The sequence below is a fragment of the Bradyrhizobium centrosematis genome, from assembly GCF_045571495.1.
GTDB lineage: Bacteria > Pseudomonadota > Alphaproteobacteria > Rhizobiales > Xanthobacteraceae > Bradyrhizobium > Bradyrhizobium centrosematis.
The window spans coordinates 1,131,431-1,152,334 of record NZ_CP120703.1 but is presented as its reverse complement, the minus strand read 5'-3'; the positions used below and the strand labels follow the sequence as shown (position 1 = coordinate 1,152,334).

Here is a 20,904-nt window from a genome sequence, read left to right as displayed (position 1 = left end):
GCAACGGCGGGCCCACCGCCGACATTTCGGGTGGGGGGAAGATCAACAGGCGGTCCAACTGAGGGACCAAGGCGAGGTCCGGGGCCGGGCCGGTTGGCACCACCGGCGGCGGTGGCGGAAATTGCGCGAACGGCGCTCGCTGCGATCATTAGAGCGACGGCAACTTTTTTTGATAGCGCCTTCGAGAGCATCGTCGCCTCCATTCTAGAGATGGGTGTTGAGCACGGGCTCATGGGCGAGGTGAGCGACGGTCTCGGCCGGGGCTTGGTGCGCATCAGCGTCGGGGTTATGGGCAGGCGATTCGTCCGCATGGTCCGGATGGATCCTGAACCACGCCACGTACAGAGCCGGCAGGAAGAGTAGCGTCAGCAGCGTACCGACGATGATGCCGCCCATCATGGCGTAGGCCATCGGGCCCCAGAAGATCTCCCGCGCAATCGGGATGAGCGCGAGGCTTGCGGCCGCGGCCGTGAGCAGGATCGGCCGCATACGGTGCTCGGTTGCCTCCACCACGGCATCCCAGGCCGGCCTGCCCTCCTTCTTCAGATCCTCGATCTGCACGATCAGGATCACGGAGTTGCGGACCAGGATGCCGATGAGGGCGAGCACGCCGAGGATTGCGACGAAGCCGAGCGGCGCCCCGCTCGGCAGCATGGCCATGACGACGCCGATCAGCGCGAGCGGCGCGACCGCAAATACCAGAAACAGGCGCGAAAAGCTCTGCAGCTGAAGCATCAGCACGGTCGACATGACGAACAGCATGAGCGGCACGACAGCAACGATGGGCGCCTGGCTCTTCGCGCTCTCCTCCACGGAGCCCCCGATCGTCACGGAGTAGCCCGCTGGCAGCTGCCTGGCGAATTCCGCGACTTTCGGCGCGAGCTGGTCGACGACCGTTTTCGGTTGAACGTTGCTGACGACCGCGGCCTTCAGCGTGATGGTCGGAATCCGCGCGCGCCGCCAGATCGTCGGCTGCTCCAGCTCATAGCGCAGATTGGCGACAGCCCCGAGCGGCACGGATTGGCCGCCGAGGCCGGTCAATTGCAGGTCGCGCAGCGTGTCGATCGAGGCACGCTCCGCCGAGGTGGCGCGTCCCGTGACGTTGACCAGATAGATGCTGTCGCGCACCTGGGTAATTGGTGAGCCCCGAAGCACGGAGTTCAGCGTGGTGGCGATGTCTTCCGAGGTCACGCCGAGCTGGCGCGCCTTGTCCTGGAGCACGTCGACCTTGACGACGCGCGCAGGCTCCATCCAGTCGAAGACCACATTGCCGAGATCGGGACTGTTCCGCACGATTCCCGCAAGCCTCTGCGAGAGCTCGCGGACCTCGGCGATATCCGGCCCGCTCAGGCGATATTGCACGGGACGCCCGACCGGAGGCCCTACCTCGAGCAGCTTGACGTAGGTGTCGGTGCCCGGGAACGTCTTTCTCAAATAGTCTTCGAACCGCGACTTGAGCCGGTCGCGCGCGGCGATGCCGCCTTTGGTCACGATCACCTGCTGGCCGAACCAGGCGTTGGCTGTCTGCAGGTCGAACGATAGCACGAAGCGCGGCGCACCGGTGCCGACATAGGTGGACCAGTGCTCGACCGAATTATTGCCCTGCAATTGCTCGCGTTCGAAGCGCGCCATCTGCGTGTTGGTCTCGGCGATCGAGGCGTTCTGCGGCAGATTCCAGTCGATCACGAGCTCGGCACGGTCGGACGAGGGGAAGAACTGCTGCTGCACGAACTGCAAGCCGAACAGCGCAAGCAGGAAGGCGCCGACCGTCATCGCAATCGTGCTCCAGCGGTGATGCATGCAGAACAGGAGCAGACGCGCAAACATCTGCGCCATGCGTCCTTTCTGCTCGTGATGGCCCTTCATTTTGGCCGGAAGGATCGTGACGCCGAGAAGCGGCGTGAACAACACGGCCACGATCCAGGACACGATCAGGGACACCGCGATCACCACGAACAGGGTGAAGGTGAATTCGCCGGCGTTGCTGCTATTGAGCCCGATCGGGATGAAGCCCGCCACGGTGACCAGCGTTCCGGTCAGCATAGGGAACGCGGTCGACGTATAGACGTGGGTCGCCGCCTTCTCGAGGGGATCGCCGATCTCGAGCCGGGCCACCATCATCTCGACGGCGATCATGGCATCGTCGACCAGAAGACCGAGGGCGATGATCAGGGCGCCCAGCGAGATGCGCTGCAGTGAAATCCCCGAATAGGCCATCACGACGAAGGTGATCGCGAGCACGAGCGGAATGGCGATCGCCACCACGAGCCCGGCACGCAGGCCGAGGCTCAGGAAGCTGATGCCGAGCACGATGATCACGGCTTCGAACAGCGCTTCGGTGAAGCCCGAGACGGCATGCTCGACCACGACCGGCTGGTCGGCGACCAGATGCACGCCGACGCCGATCGGCAGGTCGGCGATGATTCTGGTCATCTCCTTCTGCAGCGCCTCGCCGAACTTCAGCAGATTGGCGCCCGATTTCATCCCGATCGCGAGCGCAATGGCGGGCTGACCATTGTATCTGAACAGCGTCGAAGGGGGATCGGCGTAACCGCGCGTGACGGTGGCAACGTCGGTGAGCGGAAAGAACCGATCGTTGATGCGGAGATTGACGGCCTTCAGGCTCGCCTCCGAGGTGAACTGGCCGTTGACACGGACGCTGATCTGCTCGGGACCCTCCTGGAACACGCCCGACGGCGCCACCGCGTTCTGTCCCTGCAGCGAGCTCATGATGGCGTGCACGTCGAGGCCGAGGGCCGCGATCTTGCGTGTGGAGAATTCGAGATAGATCACCTCGTCCTGCGCCCCGAGGATGTCGACTTTGCCGACGTCGGGCACGGTCAGCACCTTGGCGCGAATATCCTCCACCTGACCGCGGAGCTGCCGCTGGCTCAGGCCGTCGCTGGTGAAGGCATAGATGTTGCCGAAGACGTCGCCGAAGCGGTCGTTGAAGCCCGGTCCGATCACGCCTTGCGGGAAATCGCCCTTGATGTCGGCGATCATGTTGCGGACGCGCACCCAGGTCGGCTTGACGTCCGCGGCCTTGGTCGAATCGCGCAAGTAGACGAAGACCGTGGTCTGGCCCGCGACCGTCACGCTCTTGGTGTAGTCGAGCGATTCCAGTTCCTCCAGCTTCTTCTCGATCCGGTCGGTGACCTGGCGCGTCATCTCCTCGGGCGAGGCGCCCGGCCACTGCGCCTGGATCACCATGGTCTTGATGGTGAAGTCGGGATCCTCCTGCCGTCCGAGCTGGAGATAGGCAAACAGACCGGCCGCCATGAAGGCGATCATGAAGTACCAGACGAGCGAGCGATGGCCGAGCGCCCAGTCGGAGAGGTTGAAAGACTTCATTGCTCTTGATCCTGTTCGATGCGGACGTGCTGTCCCGGCTTGAGGCTGTGGATGCCGGCGGTGACGACGCGGGTGCCCGCGGCAAGGCCGCCGGTGACGCGAAGGCCTGCCGGTTCGGCGACACCCTCGATTTTCTGCAATGAGACCGTGCTGGTGGACTGATCGACCACCCAGACGAAATCCACGCCGTCCTTGCTGAGCACGGCCGTTGCCGGCAGGCGCGGAGCGTTGCTCTGGTCCTTGCCGAGCTTCGCCGTGACGGTCGCGCCGAGACGGAAGCTCTCGGGCGGATTGTCGAGCGCGATCCGAACCCGGCGGAGGCGCGTCACCGCGTCGGCTTGCGGCGCGATCTCGCGGATCCTGCCTTCGACCTTGATGGCGGGGAGGAGCTGCAGGCCGACGGTGAACGGAAGGCCGACTTCCAGCGGGACCGGAAAGTCTTCCCAGATGTCGACGACCGCCTCGCGAATGTCGGGCCGACAGACCGTCACCACGGTTTGACCGGGCGAGACCACCTGACCGACTTCCGCGCCGACGGCGGTGACGACGCCGCCGAAATCGGCCTTGACCTTGGCATAGCCGAGTTGCTCGATCGCCTTGGTCAGGTTCGCCTGCTCCTGGGCGACGCTCGCCTCGGCGCCGGCGCGGGCCTGCTCGGCATTGTCCAGCGTCTGCCTGGTGGTTGCATCGCTAGTGATGAGCGTGCGTTGCCGCTGTTCCGTGGCCTTGACGGTCGCAAGCTGCGCCTCCGCCTTCGCCAGTTGCGCCCTGGCGGAGCGCACGGCCAGATCGAAAGCGGTCGGATCGACCGTCGCGATGGTCTGCCCTTCCTGAACCATGTCGCCGACGTAGACCGGACGCGAGGTCAGCCGTCCGAGCACGCGGAAGCCGAGGTTGGTCTTGTAGCGCGGTTCGACGACGCCGACCGCGACCGCGCTGTCTCCGCTGCTCGGCTTGACCAGCATCGAGAGCACCGGACGAACCGGCTCCGGCGCGCTGGTCTCCTGCTGGCAGCCGGATAGCAGCACCGCTGCTGCGATCGCTCCGGCAATCATCATGTTTTCCTGCTTCATGACCCGCCTCCCACTTCAGTGACGGACTGGCCCAAACTCAGCATCTTGCCGCCGTCGATCACGACGCGCTCGCCGGGCTCGAGCCCTGCCCTGATCAGCACCTGCCCGGCCTCGTATGTGCCGACCGTGACCGGCCTCAGCGCTGCCGTCTGCGTCTTCGGATCGACGGTCCAGACCGCAGGCTTCCTGCCCGCAGCCATCAATGCGCTCCAGGGCAAGGCGATCTCGTTCTGAGGCTTCGCCATGACCGTTCCGACCACGGCGCTGCCAAGCGTCATCGCCGCCGGTGGATTGCCGATCGATACCTTGACGCGGATCGTGGAGCTCTTCGCGTCGATCGCCGGCGAGATCTCCCTCACCTCGCCAGTCGCGGTCACGCTCGGATCGGACACTAGCGCCAGCGTGACGCGGCGGCTGTCGGTCTCGCCAAGGAAGACGGATTCATAGACCTCGAAGACGGCATCCCGCTCCCCGTCCTGCGCGAGCGAGAACACCGGTTGGGCGGCCGGCACGACCTGGCCGACCTCGAGATTGCGCGCGGTGATGACGCCGTCCGCTTCGGCGCGCAGCACGGTATATCCGAGCGCATCGCGCGCGGTGGCAAGCTGCGCCTTGGCCCCTTCCAGCAGGCCCTCGGCGGTCCGCAGACCTTCCTGCGCTTGATCGTAGACGCTGCGCGTCGTGAAGCCGCTTGCGATTAGCGCTTTCTGCCGCTCGAACGTGGCCATCGCCACGCGCAGCTGGGCTTCGGCGGAAGCCACTGCTGCGGTCGCAGCATCGACATCGGCCTGTTGCTCCGCCGGATCGAGCCGGGCGAGGACGTCGCCCTTGTTGACATGGGCACCGACATCCACAGTGCGAGCAACCACACGTCCGCTGACCCGAAACGAAAGATCGGCACGGAAGCGCGCCTGAACCTCGCCCGTCAACGTGAGGGAGGCTTGCCGGTCGTGCGGTTGTACGATCGTGGTCCGAACCAGTGTTGCCCGCGTGGCTGTCTGCGGCGCCTGATCATTGCAACCGGTCAACGCCATGCTGACAAGCACGGCCGCTGCGGCGAGGGTCTTCCCCAGATGTGGCGTTCGAACGCGATTTGGGAATTGGCTGGTCATGGCGCGTCCCTATGATGGGAAGGTGACAACAGCCCGCCCAGCGCGTCGGCGGATTGGCGAAGGACCACAATTTCGCGTTCTTGCGGGCGCAGTCGTTCCGCAAAGCGATCGATCTCAACGGTGGACCCGTCTTGATCGGCCGCTGCACTTGCCGTGAGGGCCGCATCATTTGAAGCAGCAGCCTTCGTGCGGCGCGAAGCCCTCATCTGGCGCGTCGCGATTGTCCAGTTTGCGCCCCGTTCGCGCTCCGTCAGCGGGAACGACACGATGATCGAGGTGAATTCCGCGCCGAATCCCTGCTCGATCCGGCCGCCGAGCGCCCGCGCGATATCCCTGGCAATGCGCAATTCGCGGTCGGAAGTCTCCCGCGCGGGCCGCGAGCCGTTGTCCAGGATCACGCAGTTCACCAGTCCGCCGGTGCGCGTCAGCTTGATCCTGACCTGCCCTGCCCGGGCATCGAAACAGGCGTGCCTTGCCGTGTGCATCACGAGCTCGTGGACGATCAGCCCCAGATGCCAGCAGCGCTGCGGCTGAAGCGCGAGAGGCTGGGTCGCGAATGCCAGCTGAATGTTCATCCGGTCCAGGACTGCCCGACGCATGCCACAGCCCAGCTTGCGAATGTAGGTCGCGGCGTGGATCAGCGTTTCACCGGCGGGCATGGCCAACACGCGATGCACATCGGCATAGCCATGCAGGAGTTCGACGACATCGCCGAGCGCGCCCTTGGCTTCTGCCCCTTCGACGCGGATAGCGGCGGCGGAGACCAAGTTGATGGCGAAGGCGACGCCGTTGGCGACCCGCTGATTCAGCTCGCGGAGCAGCACGCCTTCCTGCAAGCCGACGAGGTCTGGATTCAAGACAGTCATCACGTTCTCCATGTGGCTCGACGAGCGGGGTCGAAAGCCCGGCGTTCGCGGCCAGGATCATCCGGGATCACGCACCCGGTTCGTCAAACAATCCGGACCGGCGCGTTAAATAAACTATACCGTATATTTTCTTTTTCTTGCCTTTCTTCGCCACCTGTGTCAAGTGGGAAAACGACGTGCACAGACTCGTGATTTCGGAGGACCAGGAATGAAGAAGACGAAACGGGGCAGGCCACCCAAGGATCTTGCCGGCGACGCGCAGGCGCGCATTCTCGATGCGGCCCAGCAGCTTTTTCTGGAGAAGGGCTACCGCAGCGCCAGCATCGACGACATTTCCGAGCTCGCGCCCGCGAGCAAGCCGACGATCTACGCCCACTTCCCCGGCAAGGAAGCATTGTTCGCCGCGGTGGTGGCTCGCACGGTTGAGGGATTGACCGATTTCGAGGGCTTTTCGCCGGAAGGCCGCGGCATTGAGGACAAGTTGATGAACCTCGGTACCGCAATCGTCGAAAGATTTGTGGAGGAATCGGTGGACCTGGTCCGCGCGACCATCGCCGAATCACAGCGATTTCCCGAATTGAGCCGCAGCGTTCATGACACCGCGCGTGATCGCTCCCAGGCTGCAGTGTCCCAGCTGCTGGATAACGCCACGCAGAAGCTCGCACGGAACCCGAGGGGCCCGTTCAGCCCCAGGCGAAGCCGCGCCACCGCGCAGATCTTTCTCGACCTAATCCTGCTGCCGATGTTGTTTCGCTCCCTCGTTGGAGAGACGCCGAAGGACCTGAAGAAGGAGCTTCCTGCATTTGTTCGTGAACGCGTCGGCTTTTTCCTGGCGGCCTGCGAGACGGACTGGCCGCAGTAGGCGCGGCCAGCTCTCCCCGGCGCTTGGCCAGTCAGCCTGCCGCCTTGAGCTCTCTATGCGACGTGCTCTCGACCGGCTGCGCCGAGGGCGCGCGACGCAGAGCGCCCGTACAAAACTTCAACATGTCCTCGAAACTTGGGCGAAGCGTCGTCGCCCCGAGGCGCGAGGGATTGAGATGGCCATCCATCGCTTCCAGAAGGCAGCAGGTCAGCGCCATCGGACTGCCGGTCTGCAACTCGCCGCTTGCCTGCATGCGGCTCATCGCGGCGGAAGATTCATGAGTTCGCTGCGGCAAGCCTCGCCGAAGTCACGCAACGGATCTACTTCCTCGATGAATTTCGGCAGATCGACCAAGTCGCGATTCGGCGACAGGTAGGTTTCGATGATGAGATGCCCGGTACGCTCGGCGGCCTGGACCACCTCGTTGCTCGACAAAATCCGCATGCGCCCGACCAGCGTATAGAGGCCGACCAGTTGCGGGATTTCCGCCCGATCGTTGACGAGCGCGTCGGCGTAGAGCCGTGAGGCCTCCTCGATGAAGTTGCGGTACAGCCGCTCGCGCTTCGAGAACGAGCGGGCATGATGGCGCTCGCGAAGTCGCCGCCGGCGGCTGAACCATCCACTGAGGATGGTCGAAACGGCCCCGAACGCGGAGCCGCCAAAGGCGGCCAACGCCGGTATGTACACCGTACTCATGGAGCACTCCTGTCTCTGCCACAGTGCGGAGGCTAAGGCTGACCCCGGTCACGTCAGCCGCAACCTTGCACTTATCTCCCCCTCGCCGATCCCGCAGTTGCTTGGTCGAACACCGCCCTGCAGGCTTCGCTCAATCGCGATTTCCGCTGCCGCAGACAGGCTTCGACGCCCGACGGATCGGGAATGTAGCTGCTGCACAGACGAAAGGCGTCGGGCGCACAGGCCGCCCTCTGCTCCGGCGTTCCCTGGTTTTCCTGAGCAGACGCGGCCGCGCTGCCAGTTGCCGCCAGCACCACTGCAAACGATATTTTCGTCAACCTATTCATCTCAGTCCTTTTTCTGCGGAGGCTTCTGGTTAGCCGCGGCGGAGCCTCGCCACCGCGATCCTGCACACGCGTTCGGGAGCCACTCGTCTTGACACCCACGGCACCGCGTGATTTATATGAACTATACAGTTTATTTTATTAACGAGACGGAAAATGTCAACTGGTCTATTCGCGCTGATGCGGGAAAATCCGTTGCCCGGTCTCGCGGCCGCATCGCTGAACGTCGTAGTCGCCCTATGCCTCGTGGCCCTGAGCCTGCTGCTTGGCATCACGATCGCGACGATCGCGTGGGTTCACTCGCTCGCCCCACGGCGGCCCACCCTTGCTGGGCTGGAACGGAGGACGGTCGCATGACTCCGGTCCTGCTGATCGCGCGCACCTGTATCATCTACTGGGTCAACGTCTGGATCGTGCCGGTCGAATACGCGTTCGACATGATCGAGTCCGAGCTCGCGCGCAGAGGCATCACGCCTGAAGGGGGCGGTCGCCTCACACATACGGCGTGAGAGGACCGGGTACCGAGATGCTGAACTTCGTCGAAGTCTTCGACGGGATGGAGGTGGACCCCATCAGCGGCGTGACCGTGTGGACCGGAGTAACCGGAACACGGACAGCGCTCGAGCGTGATGGGCTCACGTTCGATCCGAAGGCCGCAGCCTATTGCCCGACGGAATGGCTCGACGAGCGTGGCTATCTCGACGCGCAACGCGCACGCCGGCATCCGCGACCGTGGAGCATCTGACGATGAGACCGACCAAGACCGTTTTCCGGAGCAGACCGTCTTGAGCCGCCGCTCCCTACGCTTGCGCGCACGCGAAGCGCCTGATGCAACCCTCCCTCTGCGCGGCTATTTTCTCTCGGTAGGCGTCGCCCTGCTGTGCTTGCTTTTCGCGGCGGACTGGGTGTTGCCGACTCGACTGGGGGATCGGTTCGCAGAGCCGGACTCCGCGCGGCCCTTGATCCGGATCCACTCCGACATGAAGGTACCGGAACGCGTCGTGATCGAGACGGCCGGGGTTTTGCCCGCGCGTGTGGACGAGCAGATCAGCCTAGCAGCCCTGCAGCCCGATCGTCTCGAAACAGTTTACACCGTCGTCGGAGCAGAGCGGGCGGCCGCTCGCAAGCGCCCTCATGCCGGCTTCAGCGAGGCCAACGCGCTCTCCAGCAGCGCTCGCACGCGGGCGGCGTCGCCGGATTTCACCACGGCCGGATCGAGATAGAGCTCGAGACCAGGCGCCCGCTCGGTGATGATGCCATGGCTCTTCGCCGCCGCGTCGTTGAGCGCATCGACCGAATAGGGAATGACCTCGCGGCTGATCCCCTTCATCGTGATCGCGGGAAGCGCGTGGGCGCGGACGATGTCGCTGACCAGCGCGAAGGTCTCGTAGCTCAGCACGATGCCGCCGGGCTCGGCGATCGACTGCAGGCGCGCGGCGAGGTTCGCCTCGGCACCGATGATGGTGTAGTCCATGCGGTCGGTGCTGCCGAAATTGCCGACATTGCAATAGCCTGAGTTGATGCCCATGCGCGAGCGGAACGGCTGCTCGATGCCGGACGCCCGCCATTTCGCATTGAGCTCGGCGAGGCGCTGCTGCATGCGCCAGGCCATCTGCAGACAGGCCTGCGCATCGGCGCGGTCACCCCTGGTCTCGGGATCGCCGAAGAAAATCAGCATGGCATCGCCGATGAACTTGTCGATGGTGCCGCCATATTCATGGGCGATCGCCGACATCTCGGTGAAATATTCGTTGAGGAGTTGGGTCAGCTGCTCCGGCTGCAGCCGTTCGGCGGTGGCCGTGAAGTTCTGGATGTCGGAGAAGAAGATGGTGAGCTTCTTGCGCTCAGTGTGGATGGTGACGTCCTTCTGGCCGGAGAAAATGCTCTTGTAGACCTGGGGCGGGATGTAGCGCGAGATCTTCATCGAGAGCGAAGCGAGAAAGTCGTTGGCGGATTCGAGCTCCTTGTTCATGGTCTTGATGCGGTTCGCCTGACGGCGCTGCAGCGACAGGAAGGACAGGCCGCTGCCGGCCGCGATCAGGAAATAGGCCAGCAGGAACTTGAACGAGAAGATGTTGGCGGCGATCGGCTGGGCGATAATCACCTCCTGGATGCCCCTGACGTCGCCGACCTTCCAGTCCTTCTTCGGGCTCTCGGGGTGGCTGTTGTGGCAGCTCACGCAAGCCGGGCCCATGGTGACAGGCGCGACCAGGCGGACCTTGTCATTGAACAGCGAGGTCTCGGTCTCGACAATCTTCTGCTCGGGATCCTTCCGAAGTGTATCGAGTGCGTCCTTTTCGAACTTGTCGAGCTGGTGCGGGGCGCGATTCTGGAAAGGGAAGTCCGAGACGAAGCGGTAGGTGATGTTCTCCTGCTGAGCGCCGATCACCCGCCCGAGCTCCAGCGACAGCGTCGCAGGGATCGGGATCGCACCGGGCACGGATTCGTAATTGTGGACGACTTTGGTCGTGCCGTTGGGATTGGCCAGCACGCGCCCGACCACATTGGACGCGTAGTAGCTCCGCACGCTGGTGATGACCGAGTTGAGATCGGCCGCCTGCCGGCGCAGCGCGGTCTTGGAGAGCTCGGTCAGGTCCAGCCACACCGCAAGCGGCAGAGCAAGCAGGAGGAAGGCGATCGCGGCGCCCGTGAGGATGCCGTTCTTGCGCTGCTCTTCGGAGATCTCTTGTTTCACTCTGTGGCTCCGTTGTGCGGGATTTGTCGCTCTTCGGGATCGGCGACAAGGCATGCCGCGGCACAGAGCCAATAAAAGTAGGCTCGCGCAACCCCATTTTATGGTGGTCGCAGCAGCCGTCTTTTCGTTTCATGACGAATGTCTAAAATCGACATTAACTCCGTTCACGTCGCCGGGAGATCCTCCAAATGACCGAGACCATCCGTATCAGGCGCTTCCATGCGCGGCCCGTGATCGTGCCGATGAACCTGCCGCTCCAGACTTCGACCGGCGCGATCGCCCGGGCACCGCTGGTGCTAATCGACTGCGAGACCGACCAGGGCGCGGTGGGGCATGCCTATCTGTTCTCGATCACCCCATCGGCCCTGAAGCCGCTAACGGCAATGGTTACGGAAATGTCGGATCTCGTGGCCGGCGACGAACTGCTGCCGTTCGAGATCGAGCGCAAGCTGAGCCAGCGTTTCACGCTCCTGGGCCTCGCCGGCCTGCAGCGGCTGGCGCAATCCGGCATCGACATGGCGGCTTGGGACGCTCTCGCGCGCAGCAAGGGCCTGCCGCTGGCGCGGCTGCTTGGCGGCGCGCCGAAGCCGGTCAGGGTCTACAACTCGAAAGGGCTCGGCATCATGCCGGCGGATGCCGCCGCAGAGGAGGCGCACAAGCTGCTGGCCGAGGGGTTTCGGGCCGCCAAGATCCGCGTCGGCCGCCCCGATGCACGGGAGGATCTCGCCGTCGTCCGCGCAGTGCGCAAGGCCGTCGGCGACGAGGTGACGCTGATGTGCGACTACAACCAGGCGCTGACGGTCACCGAGGCGATCCGCCGCGGCGAGATGCTCGACGACGAGGGCTTGAGCTGGATCGAGGAGCCGGTCCGTCACGACGACTATGCCGGCTGCGCCCGCGTCGCCGACGCGCTGCATACGCCGGTCCAGATCGGCGAGAACTTTGACAGCGCCTTTTCGATGCAGGCGGCACTCTCGGCGGAGGCATGCGACTACGTGATGCCGGACGCACAGCGGATCGGCGGCGTCACCGGCTGGCTGCGCGCCGCCGCGCTCGCCCACGCCGCCGGCATCGAGATGTCCTCGCACCTGTTCTCGGAGGTCAGCGCGCACCTGCTTTGCGTCACGCCGACCGCGCATTGGCTGGAATATGTCGACTGGGCCGACGCGGTGCTGGCAAAGCGGCTGACGATCAAGGACGGCTTTGCGCTGCCGAGCGAAGAGCCGGGGAATGGGATTGCGTGGGACGAGGCGGCGGTGAGGAAGTATCTGGTGGAGTGATTGTGGATGTCGCCCCGTCTTGCGAGTAGCACGACGCGAAGCATCGCACTGGGATCCTCGTAGGATGAACGGCCAGATTCCGTCGGGCCGTCGCCCTTCGAGGGCCGCTGAAGAAGCGGCCAGCTCAGGGGGACGGGACTTTCATATCGCCATTGCAAGCACGCGATCTCGCTCCCTCGTTGCGACAGCGTGCGACACGGGCTAACCATCTCCCATGACCACATGGCGCCCTCATCCCCACATCCGCGTCGTCGCCATCGGCCTGCACTGGCGGACGGGCGGCTGCTGGCGGCCGAAGTGCGCGACGATGCCGGGCGGATCAAGGGCGTGCGCCCGCTCGGCGGCGAGATCGAGTTCGGCGAGAGCTGGCGAGCAGCGCTTGCGGGAGTTCAACGAGGAGCTCGGCATCGAGGTCACCATCGTGGGCGAGCCGCTGACGATGGAGAACATCTTTGTGCATGAGGGATCGACCGGGCACGAGGTGATGTTCATCGCGGATGTCGCGTTTCCGGATGGCGCATTTGCCGGCCGCGACCGCATCGACTTCCGCGAGGACAACAACGAAGAGATCGTCGCGCGCTGGTTCGACCTTGCCGATCTCGATGTCGCAGGCGGACCAAGCCTCTATCCAATCGGACTGAAGGACCTGCTGCTCAGGCAAGCTCGCGGGATGACGGTGTGAGATCAAGCTGCGCGGCCGGCCAGGCTACCACGGTTCGGCGCCAGGGATCTTCCTGCGCACCGCCCGTGCGCTGAATCCAGATGTAGCGGCGGACCGATCTATTGGAGCGGCCGACGGCGGAGATCTCTTCGCCCGCCTGAAGCAATGGCACCACGTTCTGGCGCGGCACGCGGCAGCGCCGGAGCTCGGCTTGCTAGTCGATGACCGCAGCAGCGTCCGCGCGCGGCGCGATTGACGACAGCGGCGCCATGGCGAGACAGATCGTCCGGAGTCGTCTCACTGTGATCCGTCTCCATCGCGCCGGTAGCGGAAGTCGCAATGATCGGCGCCTTGCATGATCGTCTGCGTGCGCGTTAGCTTGATGTCGGGACCAAAACCTTCCGCGGTGGCAAAGTCCGCGGTGCAGATTAACAGGAAGCCCAGCTCCGGCTCGCCCAACGCCTTGTAGAACTCGGCATAGGCGCAGCGCTCGACATCGAAAGCGAAGGCATCATGCGATTGCTCGATGACGTCGTAAGTGAGCGCATCGTCGCGGGCGTAGGTACGGAAGGCCGACGAGACGGCCTTGCCGAGATCGCTCTCGTTCTTCCCCTCCAGAATTCCTCGCTCAGGCGGCGATAGAGATCGGCGAGCGCGCTGCGCACCAGCGCGTTGGCGCGCACCTCGCCCAGCTCGGCCTGCAATGCCTTGACCAGCGGCACCAGCACCTGCGCCTGGATCTTTGCCTGTTCGATGACGGACACAGTCATGGCGGCCTCGCGTCGGAGGCGTCATCGTAGCGCGGATGCAGTGTAAGCGGAATCCGGGACCGTGCCGGGGGTACAGCCCTGGATTGCGCTGCGCTCCATCCAAGGGCCTGCGGGCTAGCTAGGAGCGCCCTAGCAAGCCCGGCGAATCCGTTTTCACTCTTCGAGCTATGCCGGACACGATTCGCCGCAATCTCCCGGCTGTGCCACGCGAAGGCGAAGCGTGGTGGGCACGACAGGGATCGAACCTGTGACCCCTACCATGTCAAGGTAGTGCTCTCCCGCTGAGCTACGTGCCCTAAAGTCCACTTGCGTCGGGTTGGGTCCCTATAACGGCTCAGGTGACCCGGCGCAAGGACCGAACGGGGCCGATTTAGGCCGCCAGCATCTTGTTCACTTCACTGACCAATTCGCGCAAGTGCACGGGCTTGGACAGCACCTTGGCGTTCTTGGGGGCGTCCGAATCCGAGTTCAGGGCGACGGCGGCAAAGCCGGTGATGAACATGATCTTGATGTCGGGATCGAGTTCCGAGGCCCGGCGGGCGAGCTCGATGCCATCCATCTCCGGCATGACGATATCGGTCAGCAACATCTCGAACGGCTCTTCCCGCAACCGCTGATAGGCGGCCATGCCGTTGTCGTGGGACGAGACCTGAAAACCGGCGTTTTCCAGCGCCTTGACCAGGAAGCGGCGCATATCGTTGTCGTCTTCGGCGAGCAGGATCTTTGGCATGGCAGGAATCGTCGAATCCCCAGAGGATATCAGCAGAGGTCACTAAGCCCGACAGAGGGTAAATTTGGGGTGAAAATCTTTACCCTGGGCCGGCTGCACTGCCGCCCTCTTTTGAACCGGAAAACGGCTCGAATCAATCGAGCCGCGCGGGCGTGTCCCTGCCTCTCTGCCCGCACGGTTAAAACGTGTTCCAATGAGCCTCACATCTTTTCGCTTGGCAGAATGGTTGCGATTCCGGACAATGAGGACACATAAGAGCCGCTCGATCGGCCGAATCGATGCGGTCTGGCCCCTGCCAGATCCCGGCGCGAAGGGACGAAGCCTGAGAAGATGACCCGGTTTGACGGCGAGACGTCGCCAGCCTTCGAGATCGTGGAGCCCGCGCAATGGCGCGCGCCGGTTATCTTCAACTCGCCCCATTCCGGTTCGACCTATCCGGACGAATTTTTGGCGGCCTCGCGGATCGACCTGCTGACGCTGCGTCGATCCGAAGATTCCTTCATGGACGAGCTGATCGGCCATTTGAGCGAGCGCGGCTTTCCGATCGTGCGGGTCAACTTTCCCCGCTCCTATGTCGACGTCAATCGCGAGCCCTATGAGCTCGACCCGCGCATGTTCACCGGTCGCTTGCCGAGCTTCGCCAACACCCGCTCGATGCGGGTTGCCGGCGGCCTTGGCACCATTCCGCGCGTGGTCGGCGACGGCCTGGAGATCTACCGCGACCGCATTCTGGTCGACGATGCGCTGGGTCGGATCGAGACGCTGTACAAGCCTTACCACCGCGCGCTGCGCCGGCTGATCAACAAGGTGCACCAGATGTTCGGAACCGTGGTGCTGGTCGACTGCCACTCGATGCCTTCGGTCGGCGTGTCCCGCGACGAGCCGCGCCGGCCCGACGTCGTGATCGGCGACCGCTATGGCACGAGCTGCACACCGCTTCTGCCCGACCGGGTCGAGGAGACAATGGCCGGACTCGGCTATTCGATCGGCCGCAACAAGCCCTACGCCGGCGGCTTCATCACCGAGCATTACGGCAATCCCGCAAGCGGGCTGCACGCGGTGCAGCTCGAGCTCAATCGCGCGATCTACATGGACGAGCGGCGGCGCGAGCGTGGTCCCCGCTTTGCGCAAGTGGCGAACGACTTCGGCGTTCTCGCCGACGTGCTGGCGACCACGATTCCGTTCGGCGACCTCGGCCCATTCCAGGCAGCGGCGGAATAGGCGTCGGCGTCTTTCGCACGATCGGCGTATAAGACCGGGTTATCTGCGACTGGCGCGAAGCGTCTTCGCTTCGCAGCTTTGCGCGTGCCGAATTGAAAGCACGAGCCCCAAGAAAAAAGGGCCGCTCGCGAATGACGCAAGCGGCCCAAGTCTAGGGAGGAAACGCCCAAGGAGGGCAGCGGTAACGCCAAGCGCTACCGCACCGCAACAATATGCGACCGCGCCGCACAAAGTGCAAGGGCTTTTGAGCCGTTTCCCATGCAATATGCACATGGCTCAGTTGCTTCCATGGAAACCCAGATTCAGTTTCTTTGATAAGGAAATTCAATGGGTTGATAATCATTTGCATACGCACGAGGCATGGTCGGAACTAAGTTTTCAACTCCGTGATCGATATTTGGCCAGCAGATGACTTGGATGAGGCAGCGCGCTTCGGCATCCAAAATACCAGGGTGCAAATCAAGACAGCGCTGCCCGCGGCAGGCGAATTGAGCTAGGCAGGAGCCGAGCTTCACCCAACTTTCGCTTTGAGGATTTGGCCTGTGACGGTGATCGACTTCTCCGCCTTCATCGGACGGCTCGCCACCGCCTCCGGCGAAACCATCCTGCCGTTCTTCCGCACCTCGCTGTCGATCGACGACAAGAGCAAGACCAAGGATTTCGACCCGGTCACCGAGGCCGACCGCGCCGCAGAGGCGGTGATGCGGCGGCTGATCAAGGCCAACTTCCCCCAGCACGGCATCGTCGGCGAGGAATTCGGCAACGAGCGCGAGGACGCCGACTATGTCTGGGTGCTCGACCCCATCGACGGCACCAAATCCTTCATCGGCGGCTTTCCGATCTGGGGGACGCTGATCGCGCTGCTGCACAAGGGCGCGCCGGTGTTCGGCATGATGCACCAGCCCTTCGTCGGCGAGCGCTTTTCCGGCGACAACGGCTCGGCCTATTACAAGGGCCCCTCGGGCGAGCGCCGGCTCCAGGTTCGCCGCTGCGCCTCGCTCGCGGAAGCGACGACCTACACCACGAGCCCCCTGCTGATGAACGAGCGCGACCGCGCCATCTTCGGCCGCATCGAGCAAGGCGCGCGGCTGTCGCGCTATGGCGGCGACTGCTACTCCTATTGCATGTTGGCGGCGGGTCACGTCGATCTCGTGGTCGAGACCGAGCTGAAGCCCTATGACATCGCCGCCCTGATCCCGATCGTGACCGGCGCCGGCGGCGTCGTCACGACCTGGGAGGGCAAGCCGGCCCAGGGCGGCGGCCGCATCGTCGCCGCCGGGGACGCCAGGGTTCACGAAGAAGCCTTGAAGCTGCTCAACCAATAACAAGCGCGAGCGGGAGGCTTGCATGACCATTTCACGCAAGCTGCTCGTTGAATTGTTCTCGAGGCTGTTCCTGGGACTGTTCCTGCTGCTGCCGTCAGCAGTGGCGGCCCAGAACTTTCCCGCCAAGCCAATCAAGCTGATCGTGCCGTTCCCGGCCGGGGGCCCCAACGACATCATCGCCCGTGTGATCGGCCAGCGCATGTCGGAGCTGTCGGGCCAGCCGGTCGTGATCGACAATCGCGGCGGCCAGGGCGGCGTGCTCGGCACCGACGCCGTCTCCAAGGCGCAGCCGGACGGCTACACCATCGCGATCTCCTCAGCCGGCGCGCTCGCAATCAGTCCGAGCATGGAGAAAGTCGCCTACGATACGCTGACCGATCTCACGCCGGTGACGCTGGTCGCGACCGTGCCGGAGATGCTCGTGGTTGCGACCAACGTGCCCGCGAAAGACATCAGCGAGTTGATCGCGCTCGCCAAGGCGCAGCCCGGAAAGCTCAACTTCGCCTCCTCCGGCCCCGGCAGCCTGCCGCATTTGGCCGGTGAGCTGTTCAAGCTGACGGCCGGGATCGACATCGTCCATGTTCCCTATCGCGGCGCGGCGCCGGCGGTGAACGACCTGCTAAGCCAGCAGGTGCAGATGACGTTCCTCGATCTTCCGATGCTGCTGCCGCAGGTCAAGGCCGGCGCGCTGCGGCCGATCGCGGTCGGCTCCGCCGAGCGCGCACCGACCGCGCCGGAGGTGCCGACTCTTTCGGAAACGGGTTTTCCCGATCTGCGCGTCGAGAACTGGTACGGCATGGTCGCCCCAAAAGGCACGCCGAAGGAGATCGTCAGCGCGCTGCATGCACTGGCGACGAAAGCGATGGCGGATCCCACCGTGAAGGAGAAGCTCGCCGCCCAAGGCGCCACGCTGGTCGGCGACGAACCGGCGCATTTTCGCTCATTCATCGCGGCCGAGACCGCGAAATGGGCGAAGGTGATCAAGGACGCGGGCGTCGAGATGGCGAAGTAAGGCGGTCGTCCCACGCACAGTGAGCGGTCGACCTCGCCGAACACCGTGAGCTGCAGCCCCAGGCGTGCCGATGCCCTTTGGAACGCCGCCTCACGGGCCGCGTTCAATGTCGAAATTGGAGATTTCCATGAAGCATCGTTTGCTGATGGCTGCCGCCACTTTGTCGTTCATGGCGTGTTTTGGCTCTTCGACCCCCGCAGTTGCGCAGGATCGCTATTGCCTCCAGGGCCGGAGTTGGGGCTATCCGGGCAATTGCCAGTTCGCCAGTTACGCTCAATGCATGGCGACCGCATCGGGGACCCACGCCTATTGCGATATCAACCCGCGATACGCCCAAACACGCCGCTACAGGGGCTACCGGTGATCAACCCGACGCTCAGGCTGACAGCAGGGACTCATCTTGACTGATCGCGCCGCCGAGCCGAGCGGCGGCGTGACGGAAGAGCGTCAGCTCACCGCCGTCGTGTTCTCCGGCGGGCTCGGGCTTGGAGCGTATCATGGCGGCGCGTTCGAAGCCCTGACCGCTCTCGCCCTGGGGATCGACTGGGTGGCGGGTTCGTCGGCTGGCGCGATCACGGCGGCGCTGATCGCGGGAAGCCCAAGCGTCGATCGGCTGCAGAACTTGCGGAGCTATTGGCATGCAGGCGCCCCGCCCGCAGGAGCGAACGACAACCGCCATCTTTTCGCGTGGCTGAGCTCGATCAACACGCGCCTATTCGGCCATACCGGTTTCTTCCATCCCCGGCTTCCGGTTCCGGTCTCTCACTTCCGCGGCCTGTATGATCTCAGCCCGACACGCGAGCGGCTGCGTCAGCTGATCGATTTCGACCGCCTGAACGATGGTGATCCCCGCATCACGATCTGCGCCACCGACGTCGAAAGCGGCGATGCCGTGCTATTCGACTCGTCGTCAGGGCGGATCGAAATCGATCACATTCTTGCCAGTTGCGGATTCCTTCCGGAATTCGCTCCCGTGCAAATTGCCGGCCGATGGCTCGGGGACGGCGGATTTTCTCTGAACGCGCCGTTTGATCCGATTCTCGAAACTCCCGGCGCGCTCAGGCTCTATGTCATCGATCTCTTTGCGCGTGACGGTAAGGTCCCCGACGGACTCGAGGCTGCGGCCGAGCGCAAGAGCGATCTGACCTTCGGCAACCAGACCTTCCAGCGCCTCGGCCCCGCGCTGGAGGCGCGCCAGCTCCGTGCCGAGCTTCAGGGACTTGCGCGCGACGACCAGGTTTATTTGCTCAGCTACCGGCCGGGCCGGGAGGAAGCCGGTCCAGAGAAATCCTTCGACCTGTCGGAAGCTGCCATGGCGCAACGCTGGCAAGCTGGCGTTCTGGATATGCAGCATGCCGCAGGCCTTGCTCCTGTTCGAAACGGAATCTGCACTGTGCGGCGATAGCGACATTCCTGCAGCTGCGGCGAATGAAGCGGCTCTAGGTCTGCCGGTCGAGGCGCTCGCGGATGTCGCGCAGAAACCGCGTCAGACCATCATCGGCGGTCATTCCACCCGTCGGCGCAATGGTCGTGATGCCCCAGTTCGCCAATACGGCTTCCTGCACCGGATTGCGTTGCGCGACGAATACAAAGGATTTCGGCCGGTCCTGGCTGTGCCCGGATTCAGCCCAGATCTGCCAGATCCGGTGCAGCAGCAGCCTTATGTTTGGATCCGACATGCTGTAGCCGACGAAGAGCAACGTGCTACCCAGTGCCTCGGCGCGAAAGCGAATATCGAGAGGCGAATTGAATGAGAGCCGGTTGAGAAAATCGGTCTCGGTCAGGACGAGCGAGGCGTCGTCGTCGAAGTCGCCGTGGAACTTGATGATGTGCGTGATGCCCGCGCCGGCGCTCGCGATCTCCTTCGCGTTGCTGATCTTCGCGTAGGGCTTCTTCAGGACATCGAAGGCGGTCTCGAGATTGCGGTCGTAGTTCGTCGTGTAGATGACAGGAAAATCGAGCTCGACGATAATCCGGTGCAGCTCGGAGGCAGCGATCCGCCCGGGGTCGACGCGCCAATTGCGATCGAGCCAACTGCGGAGCGGGCCGATGCCGCCACGCTTCAGCCGGTAGTACTCCGCAAGCATCTGATAGCCGCCATGCATTCCATCGACGACATCGTGTTCGAGACCGAGATCGTCCAGCAGATGCTCGATCAGGGACTGCCAGGATGGCAATCCTACGGCCATCGAAACGCCGGCGCCGACGAACAGGACGGCACGGCGCCGTTCTATCGCCGTGGCCAGGACTTCGTGAGCTGGCCGCTCCTCGGATGGGAGTCCTGTTGGTCGTCGATCCATTTAGCTTGAATGATCGGGCCGGACGCGGGTTCCTAGATCAGGGGCCCATCCCCTGCCGCTCGACAGCAGAGGCACACTCTTTTCCGTTTGCGCCGCGAAGCGGGCAATCAGGCGCCGAAGCTCCGCTTTGTGGACCAGGCGCGCTGCCGTTTCCGCGGTAACCCAGATCGCCTGCCGCTCGCCTTTTTCGGGCCACCAGCGCTCCTGACCGTGGACCTTCATGGGGAAGACGGCCACGTTCATGGTCCGCTTGCGCTCACCCTTCCGCTTGCGATGCTTGAAGCTGCCCATCGCGCGTGTCGCGATGACGCCGACCAGGCCCGCCTCCTCGTAAGCCTCGAGCGCCGCCGTATGATGCGGCTTCTTGTTGCGCATCGGGGATCCCTTCGGGACACTCCACCGGCGCTTGCGCCTCGTCGTAATGAGCATCACGCGCAGCTCGGCATTGTCCAGACGAAACGGTAAGGCAGCGAACTGCTTCTTTGCCATCAGCACCTCCAATTCGGCGTTTGTTAAGCGAACGCCGCGGCCATGGTTCCTGTCCGCGCGCTCAGAACTTCCGCTCGGCCCATCTGCGGGATTCCAGCTATAGACCTCGAACTCGTGCGAGCGCGTGCGCCAGGCTTT

20 protein-coding genes, 1 tRNA gene and 2 pseudogenes are annotated in these 20,904 nt (G+C 63.9%); 10 read left to right on the top strand and 13 right to left on the bottom strand.

Features of this window, described 5'->3' with window-relative positions; translation table 11 throughout:
* Window positions 1-204 precede the first annotated feature (204 nt).
* From P6U31_RS05480 to P6U31_RS05465, 4 genes are read right to left on the bottom strand one after another with little or no spacing between them, the layout of a single operon-like run.
* Window positions 205-3,351 carry an efflux RND transporter permease subunit gene (locus P6U31_RS05480; protein WP_407187229.1) on the bottom strand — a complete coding sequence of 1,049 codons (3,147 nt, stop codon included), beginning with the start codon at window positions 3,349-3,351 and terminating at the stop codon, window positions 205-207.
* On the bottom strand, window positions 3,348-4,424 hold the full coding sequence (locus P6U31_RS05475; RefSeq protein ID WP_407187228.1) for an efflux RND transporter periplasmic adaptor subunit: 1,077 nt from the start codon (window positions 4,422-4,424) through the stop codon (window positions 3,348-3,350). The genes P6U31_RS05480 and P6U31_RS05475 overlap by 4 nt, the downstream gene beginning before the upstream one ends.
* Window positions 4,421-5,536, bottom strand: a complete 1,116-nt coding sequence (locus tag P6U31_RS05470) for an efflux RND transporter periplasmic adaptor subunit (protein WP_407187227.1) — start codon at window positions 5,534-5,536, stop codon at window positions 4,421-4,423. Before P6U31_RS05470 ends, P6U31_RS05475 begins: the two co-directional genes overlap by 4 nt.
* Complete coding sequence (locus P6U31_RS05465; protein ID WP_407187226.1) at window positions 5,533-6,402, bottom strand: sensor histidine kinase; 870 nt, start codon at window positions 6,400-6,402, stop codon at window positions 5,533-5,535. Before P6U31_RS05465 ends, P6U31_RS05470 begins: the two co-directional genes overlap by 4 nt.
* A gap of 208 nt (window positions 6,403-6,610) precedes the next feature.
* Between P6U31_RS05465 and P6U31_RS05460 the strand changes: the two genes are divergently transcribed.
* Complete coding sequence (locus tag P6U31_RS05460; protein WP_407187225.1) at window positions 6,611-7,264, top strand: TetR/AcrR family transcriptional regulator; 654 nt, start codon at window positions 6,611-6,613, stop codon at window positions 7,262-7,264.
* Window positions 7,265-7,295: 31 nt separating this feature from the next.
* On the opposite strand, the gene P6U31_RS05455 is transcribed toward P6U31_RS05460, so the two are convergent.
* Both P6U31_RS05455 and P6U31_RS05450 read right to left on the bottom strand, forming a co-directional pair.
* On the bottom strand, window positions 7,296-7,517 hold the full coding sequence (locus P6U31_RS05455) for a hypothetical protein (RefSeq protein WP_407187224.1): 222 nt from the start codon (window positions 7,515-7,517) through the stop codon (window positions 7,296-7,298).
* Window positions 7,518-7,522: 5 nt separating this feature from the next.
* On the bottom strand, window positions 7,523-7,960 hold the full coding sequence (locus tag P6U31_RS05450) for a hypothetical protein (RefSeq protein ID WP_407187223.1): 438 nt from the start codon (window positions 7,958-7,960) through the stop codon (window positions 7,523-7,525).
* A 676-nt stretch (window positions 7,961-8,636) separates the two neighbouring features.
* Here P6U31_RS05450 and P6U31_RS05445 point away from each other — a divergent pair.
* A complete protein-coding gene (locus P6U31_RS05445; protein WP_407187222.1) occupies window positions 8,637-8,792 on the top strand; it encodes a hypothetical protein in 156 nt (51 codons plus the stop codon).
* Between the two features lie 17 nt (window positions 8,793-8,809).
* Window positions 8,810-9,028 carry a hypothetical protein gene (locus tag P6U31_RS05440; protein WP_407187221.1) on the top strand — a complete coding sequence of 73 codons (219 nt, stop codon included), beginning with the start codon at window positions 8,810-8,812 and terminating at the stop codon, window positions 9,026-9,028.
* A gap of 387 nt (window positions 9,029-9,415) precedes the next feature.
* Here P6U31_RS05440 and P6U31_RS05435 read toward each other — a convergent pair whose 3' ends face one another.
* Window positions 9,416-10,978, bottom strand: coding sequence for an adenylate/guanylate cyclase domain-containing protein (locus P6U31_RS05435; RefSeq protein WP_407187220.1), 1,563 nt, complete (start codon window positions 10,976-10,978; stop codon window positions 9,416-9,418).
* 188 nt (window positions 10,979-11,166) lie between these two features.
* Between P6U31_RS05435 and P6U31_RS05430 the strand changes: the two genes are divergently transcribed.
* A complete protein-coding gene (locus P6U31_RS05430; protein WP_407187219.1) occupies window positions 11,167-12,258 on the top strand; it encodes an enolase C-terminal domain-like protein in 1,092 nt (363 codons plus the stop codon).
* A gap of 214 nt (window positions 12,259-12,472) precedes the next feature.
* Window positions 12,473-12,940, top strand: a pseudogene (locus P6U31_RS05425) (NUDIX hydrolase).
* Between the two features lie 276 nt (window positions 12,941-13,216).
* Here the strand turns inward: P6U31_RS05425 and P6U31_RS05420 are convergent.
* The 3 genes and pseudogenes from P6U31_RS05420 to cpdR all read right to left on the bottom strand — a co-directional run bounded on the left by P6U31_RS05420 (window position 13,217) and on the right by cpdR (window position 14,419).
* Window positions 13,217-13,689 (bottom strand): annotated as a pseudogene (locus tag P6U31_RS05420) (L-2-amino-thiazoline-4-carboxylic acid hydrolase).
* Between the two features lie 221 nt (window positions 13,690-13,910).
* Window positions 13,911-13,985, bottom strand: a tRNA-Val gene (locus P6U31_RS05415).
* 74 nt (window positions 13,986-14,059) lie between these two features.
* The gene (gene cpdR / locus P6U31_RS05410) at window positions 14,060-14,419 is read right to left on the bottom strand and encodes a cell cycle two-component system response regulator CpdR (protein ID WP_007597092.1); all 360 of its coding nucleotides are present in this window, start codon (window positions 14,417-14,419) and stop codon (window positions 14,060-14,062) included.
* A 330-nt stretch (window positions 14,420-14,749) separates the two neighbouring features.
* On the opposite strand from cpdR, the gene P6U31_RS05405 reads away from it, so the two are divergent.
* Complete coding sequence (locus P6U31_RS05405; protein ID WP_407187218.1) at window positions 14,750-15,640, top strand: N-formylglutamate amidohydrolase; 891 nt, start codon at window positions 14,750-14,752, stop codon at window positions 15,638-15,640.
* A 302-nt stretch (window positions 15,641-15,942) separates the two neighbouring features.
* On the opposite strand, the gene P6U31_RS05400 is transcribed toward P6U31_RS05405, so the two are convergent.
* Complete coding sequence (locus P6U31_RS05400; RefSeq protein WP_407187217.1) at window positions 15,943-16,155, bottom strand: hypothetical protein; 213 nt, start codon at window positions 16,153-16,155, stop codon at window positions 15,943-15,945.
* Window positions 16,156-16,182: 27 nt separating this feature from the next.
* Between P6U31_RS05400 and hisN the strand changes: the two genes are divergently transcribed.
* The 4 genes from hisN (at window position 16,183) to P6U31_RS05380 (ending at window position 19,382) form a co-directional block, all read left to right on the top strand.
* Window positions 16,183-16,965, top strand: coding sequence for a histidinol-phosphatase (gene hisN / locus P6U31_RS05395; protein WP_407187216.1), 783 nt, complete (start codon window positions 16,183-16,185; stop codon window positions 16,963-16,965).
* 22 nt (window positions 16,966-16,987) lie between these two features.
* A complete protein-coding gene (locus P6U31_RS05390; protein ID WP_407187215.1) occupies window positions 16,988-17,977 on the top strand; it encodes a Bug family tripartite tricarboxylate transporter substrate binding protein in 990 nt (329 codons plus the stop codon).
* A 145-nt stretch (window positions 17,978-18,122) separates the two neighbouring features.
* Window positions 18,123-18,341 (top strand): DUF3551 domain-containing protein, encoded by a 219-nt coding sequence (locus tag P6U31_RS05385; protein WP_407189769.1) that lies wholly within the window; start codon window positions 18,123-18,125, stop codon window positions 18,339-18,341.
* A 99-nt stretch (window positions 18,342-18,440) separates the two neighbouring features.
* Window positions 18,441-19,382 carry a patatin-like phospholipase family protein gene (locus tag P6U31_RS05380; protein ID WP_407187214.1) on the top strand — a complete coding sequence of 314 codons (942 nt, stop codon included), beginning with the start codon at window positions 18,441-18,443 and terminating at the stop codon, window positions 19,380-19,382.
* Between the two features lie 34 nt (window positions 19,383-19,416).
* Here the strand turns inward: P6U31_RS05380 and P6U31_RS05375 are convergent, their stop codons facing one another.
* A complete protein-coding gene (locus P6U31_RS05375) occupies window positions 19,417-20,277 on the bottom strand; it encodes an SIR2 family NAD-dependent protein deacylase (RefSeq protein ID WP_407187213.1) in 861 nt (286 codons plus the stop codon).
* Entirely contained in the window at window positions 20,278-20,766 is a 489-nt protein-coding gene (locus tag P6U31_RS05370) for an NUDIX hydrolase (protein WP_407187212.1), read from the bottom strand.
* Window positions 20,767-20,904: the final 138 nt, after the last annotated feature.